The organism is Halorubrum sp. SP3 (assembly GCF_005435195.1).
In the GTDB taxonomy this organism is placed as follows: Archaea; Halobacteriota; Halobacteria; order Halobacteriales; family Haloferacaceae; genus Halorubrum; species Halorubrum sodomense.
On record NZ_SGTU01000082.1, the window covers coordinates 1 to 1,733 of the forward strand.

The window sequence follows — 1,733 nt, forward strand, 5'->3', positions numbered from 1 at the left end:
TAAGCCCCCTTCCTCAAGGAGCGACCAGCGGGAGCGAGTAGGGTGGGGTAGTTCACCGAGTAGACGTGACACGTTCCAGCGACTGCGTCGAAGGGTCCCACAATCACACTCTGGCAAGAGATTGTTGTTGTTGACCTCTGCTTGGGAGTTGAAACTGAAGTGCGGTCCCGTTACTGAGATCATCCACAGAGATGTTGCCGCCCGCTTGCTTGACTGCCATCCGAATTTTCCAGATTCCAAGGGCGCTACCGTGCATTAATGCTGATTCTTGGCCTGTCTCTAATACCGCAGCCTCTGCTGGTGGTATTCCGGGCCCATCATCCGCAATCGTAATTTTGATCCAATTGTTATCGGTGTTAGCTACGGTCACACCTACTGTTGGCGTCTCTTCGGTGCTTGCCGCCACGGCATTATCAATTGCTTCGATGATTGCTTTCTGTACATACACTGGGATGCGTCCGGTGAATGGAGCGTCTAGTGTCAACGAGATATCTGCTTCAGGATGTTTAGATTGTTGGGACTCAACGATATCTGGTAAGAAATCACCTGGAAGCTTATGATCTGGCTTTCCGGATTCTGATTCGATCAACTTTTGGACTTCTTTCAGTTCACCTGTCATTTTTTCTCATGAATCCAAGATATTCTTAACTCTATTTGCGTGAGACATGCGCTCTTCACGAGAAACCGCTGTCGCAGCCATTTGTGTCCAGCCATTTACTTTCATCAAATCATTTCGCATGTTATGACGCATCAGACGGTGGAGAACTCGAAGGTGTTCTCTCTGCCGTTGTTTGTCAGTTATGTCGTAGCCAGCTACGATGAGCTGTATGACCTTACCGTTCTCATTAGTGACTGGCTTCACTGAAACCTCAATAGTTCTAAGACCATCAGCTCCCCTCGCTTCAGTTTCGTAACGAACAAACCCACCATCTCTTGCTTGTGCTATCGCATCTTGAATACCTTTTTTGACCTCTTCAGAGTGCGTCCACCACGAGATCTCGTCGAACTGCTCATTAACGACGTTATCACGCTCAAGACCACCAAATTCCAGTGCGGTGTCGTTGATCTCGATGATGCTTCCGTCTAATCGTAAGAGACCAGTTATCTGAATCGTGTTATTGAACAGGGTGATTGAGCGTTTGTTGGCGGGCTGCGTAGTATCCGGCAGTAAACAGTACTAACGCCCCACCACCCGCGGAAACTAACAGCCTAAACTGTGGTTCTACGAGCGGCCGACCCTCAATTACCTCGACTGTAAGTGTTATTCCTGCAATCGTAGCTCCTACAAGACCACCAAAAATCGTCCAAATACCAACAGACCATTCGGTAGTAGCGGTCAGATTTCTTTGACGAAGCCAGTATCCTGCGTATATTAATCCGAGACTGAGGCTCCCGTCTAAAAATAGTGCGATCATCGGTCCAAGTTGAGTAGAGAGTACAGCAATCTCTCGTACATGGTGGCTAACGGATAGGGTCAATAGCAGACCACCAAGTGTCATGACCGCGGCTGATCCTCGCAGTCTAGACATACATACTACTGTAGGCGCACCCGGATATTGCTTGTTGCTCACTCTAGAATTTGTACATGTAATACTTTTTCGTCATTTAGTAGGAATGTGGAGGTTGATTTCCGTTCCCTTCTCATTCAGTTCAACCGAGATATCTCCGCCTATCTGTGTGGTGATCATCCGAACCATCCACAGTCCAAGGCCCTGCCCATGATCAAGGTCGGT

At 48.2% G+C, this 1,733-nt stretch carries 4 protein-coding genes; all 4 read right to left on the reverse strand.

All coding sequences use genetic code 11. The features are described from left to right. Positions 1–103: 103 nt before the first annotated feature. Positions 104–619, reverse strand: a complete 516-nt coding sequence (locus tag EXE42_RS15410) for a sensor histidine kinase KdpD (protein ID WP_137706897.1) — start codon at positions 617–619, stop codon at positions 104–106. Positions 620–625: 6 nt separating this feature from the next. Then, a complete protein-coding gene (locus tag EXE42_RS20825; protein ID WP_137706900.1) occupies positions 626–1,168 on the reverse strand; it encodes a PAS domain S-box protein in 543 nt (180 codons plus the stop codon). After that, entirely contained in the window at positions 1,116–1,529 is a 414-nt protein-coding gene (locus tag EXE42_RS20830; protein WP_137706898.1) for a hypothetical protein, read from the reverse strand. The genes EXE42_RS20825 and EXE42_RS20830 overlap by 53 nt, the downstream gene beginning before the upstream one ends. Positions 1,530–1,601: 72 nt before the next feature. Next, the coding region (locus EXE42_RS20835; protein ID WP_137706899.1) for an ATP-binding protein at positions 1,602–1,733 on the reverse strand (132 nt) is incomplete at its 5' end.